The organism is Methylobacterium sp. WL116 (genome assembly GCF_008039455.1).
GTDB lineage: Bacteria > Pseudomonadota > Alphaproteobacteria > Rhizobiales > Beijerinckiaceae > Methylobacterium.
Map to the genome: position 1 here is coordinate 1 of NZ_VRUV01000167.1, position 8,483 is coordinate 8,483.

Here is an 8,483-nt window from a genome sequence, read left to right on the forward strand (position 1 = left end):
GAGCTTCCAGGGTCCGCAGGGCGGCCTGACGTTTCCGATGAACGGCGTCTCGACGCACTGGTTCGCCAAGCTCTGGGCCGGCGGCGGCATCGTCGACATCTGGGCGGCGTTCGGGCGCTCGCTCCGCTTCGGCTTCCGCCACCGGCTGGGGATGGCTGCAGGACCACGGCACCGCCATGGGGCTCTACACCTCGGCGCTCGGCGCGCACCGCGACCTTGCCCTCGGGCAGGGCGATGACGTTGTGGCCGCCGATGAAGCGGGCGACGAAGGCCGAGGCCGGCCGCTCGAACACCGTGCGCGGGTCGCCGGCCTGCTCGATCTTGCCGCCGTTCATCACCACGACGAGGTCGGAGAGCGCCATCGCCTCCTCCTGGCTGTGGGTGACGTGGATGAAGGTGAGGCCGAGTTCGGCCTGGATGCGCTTGAGCTCCACCCGCATCCGCACCCGGAGGAACGGGTCGAGGGCCGAAAGCGGCTCGTCGAGGAGCAGCACCTTCGGTCCGGTGACCAGCGCGCGGGCGAGCGCCACGCGCTGCTGCTGCCCGCCCGAGAGCTGCGCCGGAAGCCGGTCGGCGAGGTGCCCCATCTGCACGAGGTCGAGCATCGCGTCGGCCTTGGCGCGGCGCTCGGCCTTCGCGACGCCGCGCATCCTGAGCGAGAACGCGACGTTGTCCCGGCAGGTCAGGTGCGGGAACAGCGCGTAGCTCTGGAACATCATCGCCGTGCCGCGCTCCGCGGGCGGCGCGTCACCGACGGCGCGCGGGCCGATCACGACCTCGCCGGCGCTGACCGCCTCGTGGCCGCCGATCATCCGCAGCGTCGTGGTCTTGCCGCAGCCCGACGGGCCGAGCAGGCAGCAATAGGCGCCCGACGGGATTTTCAGGTCGATCGCATCGACGGCGAGGGTCGCGCCGTAGCGCTTGGTCAGCCCGATCAGCTCGACGTTCATGCGGTTCCTTCGCCCGGCACCCCTGCGGCGAAACCGGGGAGCAAGCCGCGGGCCATCCCGGCCACGCCGATGCCGGGAAAACGATGCGCCGCCTGCCGCGTCGCGCTCGGGCCCGGGGAATCGGGCATATGCACTCGGTCGCATGGACCCGGGCGCATGGAAGCGATGCCCTGCCCGCAGGCGGCCCCGTGCGGGCGCGCTTGTGGCGGCGGCCGCTTCGGTCTAACCCTCGCTGCCCCGAACACCCTGGATGCGAGACGGCCGGAGACGGCGCGTCGGTCAGCGCCCGCCGCCCGCGCGGCGGGTCCGCCGGAGTCCCACGAGTCCCATGTACATCGAACGCAAGGACGCGCCCGCGTCCCCGAAAACGCCCGGCGCCCGGGTCCTCGTGGTCGAGGCGCGCTTCTACGACGGCCTGTCCGACGACCTGCTCGAAGGCGCCCGCGCCGCCATCGCGGCGGCCGAGGCCGAGGCGACGGTCGTGACGGTGCCGGGCGCGCTCGAGATCCCGGCGACGGTGGCGATCCTGCTCGCAGCGGCCGAGACGGCCGGCACGCCCTACGACGCCGTGGTGGCTCTGGGCTGCGTCATCCGCGGCGAAACCGGGCATTACGACATCGTCGCCGGCGAGAGCGCGCGCGCGCTGATGGACCTGTCCGTCGACCTGCGCCTGCCGCTCGGCAACGGCATCCTGACGGTGGAGAACGAGGCTCAGGCCCAGGCCCGTGCCCGCGTCTCCGAGATGAACAAGGGCGGCGGCGCGGCCGAGGCGGCACTCGCGGTGCTGGCGCTCAAGCGCGCGGCCGCCGCTGCATGAGAGCCTGACGATCATGACCAAGATCAATCCGCGCAGCGGCGCCCGGCTCTCCGTGGTGCAGGCGCTCTACGACATGGAGATCTCCGGCAAGGGCGTGCTCGACGCGCTCGCCGAGTTCGAGACCTTCTGGCTCGGCAAGGAGATCGACGGCGTGCTGCACCCGGCGGCCGAGCCTGCCTTCTTCCGCGACCTGCTGCGCGGCGTGGTGGAGGAGCAGCGCACGATCGATCCGCAGATCGACCAGGCGTTGAGCCAGGGCTGGCCGCTCAAGCGCATCGAGGTGGTGCTGCGCGCCATCCTGCGCGCCGGCACCTACGAGCTGATGTTCCGCCGCGACGTTCCGGCCCGCGCCGCCATCTCGGAATACGTCGACGTCGCCCACAGCTTCTACACCGGCGACGAGCCGGGCATGGTCAACGCCGTCCTCGACAAGGTCGCGCGCCAGACCCGCGCGGCGGAACTGGCCGGCGCCAAGCAGGGGTGAGCGTCCGGTGAGCGCATCGCGCCCGACCGAGGACGCGCTGATCGCGCGCTACTTCGCGCCGCTCGCTGGTCCCGGCGCCGACGGCCTGCGCGACGATGCGGCGAGCCTCGCGCCGAGCCCCGGCCACGACCTCGTGCTCACCGCCGACGCGATCGTCTCCGGCGTCCACTACTTTCCCGACGACCCGCCCGGCTCGCTCGCGCGCAAGGCGCTCGGGGTGAACCTCTCCGACATCGCCGCCAAGGGCGCCGCGCCGCGCGGCTTCCTGCTCACGCTGGCTTTGCCGGCGGACTGGACCGAGGCGTGGCTCGCCGCCTTCGCCGAAGGGCTCGGGCAGGCGAGCCGGGCGTCCGGCTGCCCGCTGCTCGGCGGCGACACGGTGCGGTCGGGCGGTCCGGCGCTGATCGGCGTCACCGCGATCGGCGAAGTCCCCGCGGGGCGCATCGTGCGCCGTACCACGGCGCGGGTCGGCGACCGGATCTGCGTCAGCGGCACCATCGGCGACGCGGCGCTCGGCCTGCGGATGCGGCTCGAGCCGGATGCCGAATGGGTCCGGGCGCTCGATGGCGCATCGCGCAGCCATCTGGCCGACCGCTACCTGCACCCGCGGCCGCGGCTGGCCCTCGCCGACGCCGTGCTGCGCTTCGCGACCGCGGCGATGGACGTGTCCGACGGGCTCGCCGGCGACCTCGCCAAGATGCTGGCCGGGGCCGGCGCGACGGCGACGATCGACACCGCGGCCGTCCCGCTCTCGCAAGCCGCCGCCCGCGTCGTCGATGGGAGGCCCGACCTGCTCGACGTCGCCGTCACCGGCGGCGACGATTACGAGATCCTCTGTACCGTGGCGCCCGACGACCTCGACGCGTTCCGCCAGGCGGCTTCGCTCGCGGGCGTGCCGGTCGCGGTCCTCGGCACCGTCGCCTCAGGCAGCGGACGGCCCGGCTTTCAGGGTGTCGACGGAGCCACGCGCGGTTTCGCGGCGGGCGCGTTCAGCCATTTCTGAGAAGGTCTCGGAGACCGTCCGAACCTGAGGCGCCGCGTCGTGCGGCAAACCCTCGGGCTCGCGGCCGAGCTGGCGCCGGACATCGTCGATGAGGGTGGCGGCGATGATCGGCGTCCAATGGGCGAGGTCGGCCCGCTGCACCGCCGTGCCGTCGGGATGCGCATCGTCCCGCTCCGCCGGGGCGGAGAGCGAGCGCTGGAGGACCTGAAGCAGCGCGCCGTGCACGGACGGCGGCTGCATGCTGACGCGTTCCGCCACCAGGAACTGCACCACGTTCGTCAGCACCTCGATCGTCGCTGCGAGCTTCGCCACCTGATCGCCACTCATCGTCGAGCACTCTTCGTTGATGCAACCGAAGGTAGTGTTCGTCATGGTTAACGGCCGGTAAACGTGCATCCCGCCGCGCGTCGCGGGGTCCGGATCGGACCACGCGCAAAACCCGGCTAACGATGAGCGGGCAGGCCGCAAATCAGAATTCAATGCTCATTGCTGCGTTGCAGCAAGATCTCGTGTCGAAATACAAAAGTGGCGTTTGCGCTCGACCGCGAAGTTTGGCAATCAAGTCTCGCACTTCTGGGAAGGAATGCCGAATCCGAGCCGTTCGTCCGGGCCCAAGGGCCAAGCTCGACAACATCAAGCCGACGCCAGGCATCACGAGAACAAGGGACGGGTGCATGACCGCTTTGCTGCTGATCATCCTGGGCGGGCTGTGCGCCGTCGCCTACGGCATCGTGACGATCAACGACGTGATGAGACGGGACGCCGGCACGCAGCGCATGCAGGAGATCGCCGCCGCGATCGCCGAGGGCGCGCAGGCCTATCTCAAGCGCCAATACGCCACCATCGGCCTCGTCGGCGTCGTGCTGTTCGCGGCTTTGGCCTTCTTCCTCGGGATCAAGGTCGCCATCGGCTTCCTCATCGGCGCGGTCCTGTCCGGGGCGGCCGGCTTCATCGGCATGAACGTCTCGGTGCGCGCCAACGTGCGCACGGCGCAGGCGGCCTCGACGTCGCTCGGCGGCGGCCTCGAGGTCGCGTTCAAGTCGGGCGCCGTCACCGGCATGCTGGTCGCGGGGCTCGCGCTGCTCGGCGTCGCCTTCTACTACCTCTATCTCACCCGCGGGGCCGGCCTGCCGCCGGCCAGCCGCGAGGTCATCGACGCGCTCGTCGCGCTCGGCTTCGGCGCCTCGCTGATCTCGATCTTCGCCCGCCTCGGCGGCGGCATCTTCACCAAGGGCGCCGACGTCGGCGGCGACCTCGTCGGCAAGGTCGAGGCGGGGATCCCGGAGGACGACCCGCGCAACCCCGCCACCATCGCCGACAACGTCGGCGACAACGTCGGCGATTGCGCCGGCATGGCGGCCGACCTGTTCGAGACCTACGCCGTCACCGTCGTCGCCACGATGGTGCTCGCGGCGATCTTCTTCGGCGGGCAGGTCGACGTCGCGGGCCGCAACGTGCTCGAGGCGATGATGATCTATCCGCTGGCCATCGGCTCGGCCTGCATCCTCACCTCGATCGCCGGCACCTACGCCGTGCGGCTCGGGTCGAACCAGTCGATCATGGGGGCGCTGTACAAGGGCCTGATCACCGCGGGCGTGCTCTCGGTCGGGGCCATCGCCGCCGTCAACCTCGCCCTGTTCGGCGGTTTCGCGACGCGCTTCACCACCTCCACCGGCGTCAGCTTCACGTCGGGCGGCCTGCTCGGCTGCGCGGTGATCGGCCTCGCGATCACCGCGCTGATCGTGGTCATCACCGAGTACTACACCGGCACGAACTTCCGCCCGGTGAAGTCGATCGCCGACGCCTCGGTCACCGGGCACGGCACCAACGTGATCCAGGGCCTCGCGGTCTCGCTCGAATCGACCGCGCTTCCGGCCCTCGTGATCGTCGGCGGCATCATCTCCACCTATGCGCTGGCGGGGCTGTTCGGCATCGCCATCGCGGTCACGGCGATGCTGGCGCTCGCCGGCTTCATCGTAGCGCTCGACGCCTTCGGCCCGGTCACCGACAACGCCGGCGGCATCGCCGAGATGGCGGGCCTGCCCTCCGAGGTCCGCAAGTCAACCGACGCCCTCGACGCCGTCGGCAACACCACCAAGGCGGTCACCAAGGGCTACGCGATCGGCTCGGCCGGCCTCGGGGCGCTGGTGCTGTTCGCCGCCTACACCTCGGACCTCGACTACTTCATCGCCAACGCCAGCGACACGCAGTACCGCTTCTTCAAGGGCGTCACGGTCGATTTCTCGCTGTCCAACCCCTACGTCGTCGTCGGCCTGCTGATCGGGGGGCTGATTCCGTTCCTGTTCGCCGGCATGGCGATGACGGCCGTGGGCCGGGCGGCCGGCGCCGTGGTCGAGGAGGTCCGCCGCCAGTTCCGGGAGAAGCCGGGGATCATGGCCGGCACCGACCGGCCGGATTACGGCCGCGCCGTCGACATGCTGACGCGGGCGGCGATCCGCGAGATGATCGTGCCCTCGCTGCTGCCGGTGCTGATGCCGATCGTGCTGTTCTTCGCGATCCAGCTCGTCGCGGGCAAGTCCCAGGCCTTCGCCACGGTCGGCGCGAGCCTTCTCGGCGTGATCCTCACCGGCCTCTACGTGGCGATCTCGATGACCTCGGGCGGCGGCGCCTGGGACAACGCGAAGAAGTACATCGAGGACGGCCATCACGGCGGCAAGGGCTCGGACGCGCACAAGGCGGCCGTCACCGGCGATACCGTCGGCGACCCCTACAAGGACACCGCCGGCCCCGCGGTGAACCCGGCAATCAAGATCACCAACATCATCGCATTGCTGCTGCTGGCGATCCTGGCGCATGCGTGAGGTCGATGCCGGTCGATCCCATCTTCCTCCTCATCCTGAGGTGTGGTCTGGTCTCGGATGCGGGGCGGATCCGACGGACTTCAAGCAACCGTCCCGATCGCCTTGCAGCGAAACGCGCCGTACGCGCCGCGGGCCAGGCGCTCGGCCAGGGCCGGCAGGAACAGCGCGGCTTCCTCCGCCAGGCGCCAGGGCGGGTTGACCACGATCAGGCCGTTGCTGGTGAGCCGCGTGTCGTCGGGCCGGTCGATCATGAGGTCGAGGCGGAGCGCCGGGCGGGTCAGGGCGCCGTCCAGCGCGGCGACCATGCGGTCGACGGCGGCGAGGGTCTTGATCGGGTACCAGGCCAGGAACACGCCGGTCGGCCACTTCGCCACCGCCCTGGCCAGATGGGCGCCGAGCCGGTCGATCTCGCCCGGCACCTCGTAGGGCGGGTCGATCAGGACGAGCCCGCGGCGCTCGGGCGGCGGGATCATCGCGTTGAGGGCGGTCCAGCCGTCGAGGTGCAGCACCTTGGTGCGGGCGTGACCGTTGAAGCGCTCGCGCAGCACCGCGTGGTCCTCGGGATGCAGCTCGACGAACACGCCCTGGTCCTCGGCTCGCAAGAACTCGCGGATCAGCGCCGGCGAGCCGGGATAGGTGGTGGCGCCGTGGCGCGCCCGGACCGCGGCGACCGCGGCGCGGTAGGGGGCAAGCAGATCCTCCACGGCCTGCGGAAACGGGTCGTCGAGGCGTCCCCAGCCGTCGACCCACTCGGCGGTGCGCCCGGCCTCTTCGGCGGTGAGGTCGTAGAAGCCGAGGCCCGCATGGGTGTCGATCGCCCGATAGGGCGCCGGCTTGAGGCCGAGATGCGCGAGCACCCGCGTCAGCACGAGGTGCTTGAGCACGTCCGCGAAGTTGCCGGCATGGAAGGCGTGGCGATAGTTCATGACGGACGATCAAGCGGATCCGGCGGCCCGGGTCCAGCCGTCGGACCCCGAATCCGCCGAAAAGGCTCAGCGCGCGGCGCCGACCGTGATCTCGGGCGCGCGGCAATTGCCGCGCGCGACCTCCGGGCAGGCGGCGAACCCGCGCAGGTCCTTGGTGAAGCAGATCCGCACGTCCTGGAGCTGCCCGCGGGCGCAGGACACCGCCATCATGTCCGGCCGCAAGCCGGGGTTCGCGGTCACGAACTGCCGCGCGATCTCGACCGGCGCCAAGCGGCGCTCCGAACCCGAGGTCTTGAGGTCGTCGGGGATGGTCACCGCCAGACGCGCGGTGCGGGCGGCGTTGAAGTAGGCGGTCGGGTCGAGGCCGGAGCAGGTGCCGTGCTTGCGCCACTCGTAGCGGGCGAGCCCCTCGCTCGGGTAGACCTGGCCGGCGACCTCCATGGCCTGCGGCGTCGGCGAGCGCTGCACGGCCGAGCAGTTCTGCGGGTAGCCGCGGGTGTATTGCGGCCACAGCCCGTGCACGACGAAGCCGAGGCCGCGCCCGGCGGCGCATTGGCGGTCGTCGCGCTGGCCGGCGGTCTCGCAGTAGGTCGGGGACCAGGACAGGGCCAGGACGTAGAAGTCGAAGCCGCCGGGCGTGTCGTTGCCGCGGCCGAAGCCGCCGTAGTCCTGCGCCTGCGCGCTTCCGGCGGCCAGCAGGGCCGCCAGGGCGAGGCCGGCACGCGTCACGGGCGCGCCATGCGGCAGGCGGTGGCGTAGGCGTAGCTCAGGTCGCGGTCGAGGCCGTGGACGCAGAGCTCGACGCCCCAGGTCGCGCCGATGATGCCGAGGCTCTCGCGCACGGAGTAGTCGACCTTGCGGCGGACGCCGTCCGAGGTGGTCGCAGTCGCGGTGCAGAATCGCCGCGGGATGAAATCGAGACCCCACGGCCGCCACGCCGTCCGCTCGATCGTGTCGTAGGCTACGATCGTCAGGGACGAGTTCCAGAACTTCGCCTCCTTCTCGGCGAACTGCGTCGAGACCTTCTCCAGCACGCTCGAATCCTGGCAGGCCGGGATGTTGGCGTCGAAGGGGAAGGCGCGCTCCTCGGAAGGCTCGATGTCCTCCCGCGCCGAGCGGGCGAAGGCCGGCTGCAGGCAGCCGGCGAGGATGAGGCCGACGCCAAAAGCGACGGAGACGGCGTTCGAGCGCATGGCGGGTGCTTTCCGCGTGTTGTCCTGCATCCAGGGACGATGGCCCGGGGCACGCTCAAGTCAAGCCGGACGACCCGTCCGGCCACGCTTTCGCGGGCCGGTGGCGCACGGGAGGCACACCCGCCGGCCGGATGACGCTCAGTAGATCGGCCCCGACGACAGCCCGGGCGCGGCGAGCGAGAGCGGCTCCTCGGAACCGCCACCCACGTCCTCCTCCGGCAAGGCCGCCGCGACGCGGGGCGCCGGACGTGCCGGAAGCGGGCGCGGCGCCGGGGCCGAGGCGTAGGC

Annotated in this window: 9 protein-coding genes; 4 read left to right on the forward strand and 5 right to left on the reverse strand. The window is 71.4% G+C overall.

From position 1 onward, the window contains the following. The coding region (locus tag FV223_RS13740; RefSeq protein ID WP_246689681.1) for an ABC transporter ATP-binding protein at positions 1-950 on the reverse strand (950 nt) is incomplete at its 3' end. Positions 951-1,278: 328 nt separating this feature from the next. Here FV223_RS13740 and ribH point away from each other — a divergent pair. From ribH to thiL, 3 genes are read left to right on the forward strand one after another with little or no spacing between them, the layout of a single operon-like run. Further along, entirely contained in the window at positions 1,279-1,767 is a 489-nt protein-coding gene (gene ribH, locus FV223_RS13745) for a 6,7-dimethyl-8-ribityllumazine synthase (protein ID WP_147727573.1), read from the forward strand. A 13-nt stretch (positions 1,768-1,780) separates the two neighbouring features. Next, positions 1,781-2,251, forward strand: coding sequence for a transcription antitermination factor NusB (gene nusB, locus FV223_RS13750; RefSeq protein WP_147727574.1), 471 nt, complete (start codon positions 1,781-1,783; stop codon positions 2,249-2,251). A 7-nt stretch (positions 2,252-2,258) separates the two neighbouring features. Further along, positions 2,259-3,254 (forward strand): thiamine-phosphate kinase, encoded by a 996-nt coding sequence (gene thiL / locus FV223_RS13755; protein ID WP_147727575.1) that lies wholly within the window; start codon positions 2,259-2,261, stop codon positions 3,252-3,254. On the opposite strand, the gene FV223_RS13760 is transcribed toward thiL, so the two are convergent. After that, entirely contained in the window at positions 3,174-3,650 is a 477-nt protein-coding gene (locus FV223_RS13760; protein ID WP_246689682.1) for a hypothetical protein, read from the reverse strand. The two genes, thiL and FV223_RS13760, sit on opposite strands and share 81 nt — an antisense overlap. Before the next feature lie 278 nt (positions 3,651-3,928). On the opposite strand from FV223_RS13760, the gene FV223_RS13765 reads away from it, so the two are divergent. Then, on the forward strand, positions 3,929-6,076 hold the full coding sequence (locus tag FV223_RS13765) for a sodium-translocating pyrophosphatase (RefSeq protein WP_147727576.1): 2,148 nt from the start codon (positions 3,929-3,931) through the stop codon (positions 6,074-6,076). A gap of 80 nt (positions 6,077-6,156) precedes the next feature. On the opposite strand, the gene rlmJ is transcribed toward FV223_RS13765, so the two are convergent. The 3 genes from rlmJ to FV223_RS13780 all read right to left on the reverse strand — a co-directional run bounded on the left by rlmJ (position 6,157) and on the right by FV223_RS13780 (position 8,195). After that, a complete protein-coding gene (rlmJ, locus tag FV223_RS13770) occupies positions 6,157-7,002 on the reverse strand; it encodes a 23S rRNA (adenine(2030)-N(6))-methyltransferase RlmJ (RefSeq protein WP_147727577.1) in 846 nt (281 codons plus the stop codon). Between the two features lie 66 nt (positions 7,003-7,068). After that, positions 7,069-7,731 carry a ribonuclease T2 gene (locus FV223_RS13775; protein WP_147727578.1) on the reverse strand — a complete coding sequence of 221 codons (663 nt, stop codon included), beginning with the start codon at positions 7,729-7,731 and terminating at the stop codon, positions 7,069-7,071. Beyond that, positions 7,728-8,195 (reverse strand): hypothetical protein, encoded by a 468-nt coding sequence (locus tag FV223_RS13780; protein ID WP_147727579.1) that lies wholly within the window; start codon positions 8,193-8,195, stop codon positions 7,728-7,730. Before FV223_RS13780 ends, FV223_RS13775 begins: the two co-directional genes overlap by 4 nt. Positions 8,196-8,483: the final 288 nt, after the last annotated feature.

Excerpts from the sequence above, each read along its gene's own strand:
- ribH (WP_147727573.1), top strand. The coding sequence starts at position 1,279 with ATGTACATCGAACGCAAGGACGCGCCCGCGTCCCCGAAAACGCCCGGC.
- nusB (WP_147727574.1), top strand. The coding sequence starts at position 1,781 with ATGACCAAGATCAATCCGCGCAGCGGCGCCCGGCTCTCCGTGGTGCAG.
- FV223_RS13760 (WP_246689682.1), bottom strand. The coding sequence starts at position 3,650 with ATGCACGTTTACCGGCCGTTAACCATGACGAACACTACCTTCGGTTGC.
- FV223_RS13765 (WP_147727576.1), top strand. The coding sequence starts at position 3,929 with ATGACCGCTTTGCTGCTGATCATCCTGGGCGGGCTGTGCGCCGTCGCC.
- rlmJ (WP_147727577.1), bottom strand. The coding sequence starts at position 7,002 with ATGAACTATCGCCACGCCTTCCATGCCGGCAACTTCGCGGACGTGCTC.
- FV223_RS13780 (WP_147727579.1), bottom strand. The coding sequence starts at position 8,195 with ATGCGCTCGAACGCCGTCTCCGTCGCTTTTGGCGTCGGCCTCATCCTC.